Below are 442 nucleotides of genomic sequence, written 5' to 3'. Positions count from 1 at the left end.
GGGGAACAGCCAGGCGATGCGCGCCTGGTAGCGCGCATGCACCGCGGCGCCGAGTCCGACCGCACCGGCGTTGGCCATGGCTCCAATCAACACTACCGCCAGCAGCACCGCTACCCGAGGACGCTCACGCGCCAAGCGCCGCCCCGACGCGATAGCCAGGATTATACAAGCGGCAAAGGCGACGAGCGCTGGTGGACCCGGCAAGGCTGCCAAGGCGTGCTCGGCGAGCTCCTCGCGCGCTTGGCGTGAGGCCAGCGCGGCTGCTGCGGCGGCCGGCGCGACCCGCTCTGCGAGCATTGGGCCGTAGGCAATCGCGAGTCTCCGGTCGAGCCCGTCCCCGGCGCTCAGCGTCACGAGTTGTCGTAGGCTGCGCCCGAGCGCTCCAGCTATCCATGCCGGCCAGTAGGCGCGTACCGTCGCCGCGGCCGCGGCCGCCAACTCC

The 442-nt window shown here is 71.9% G+C and carries 1 pseudogene; it reads right to left on the bottom strand.

What is annotated here, in order from left to right:
* Positions 1-354 (bottom strand): annotated as a pseudogene (locus ACFHPP_RS31390) (hypothetical protein); the annotation flags it as partial.
* Positions 355-442 lie beyond the last annotated feature (88 nt).

This window comes from Falsiroseomonas sp. E2-1-a20 (assembly GCF_051433195.1).
GTDB lineage: Bacteria > Pseudomonadota > Alphaproteobacteria > Acetobacterales > Acetobacteraceae > Falsiroseomonas.
Note: the sequence above shows the minus strand (reverse complement) of the source record. Positions and strands in the feature narration are given on the sequence as shown.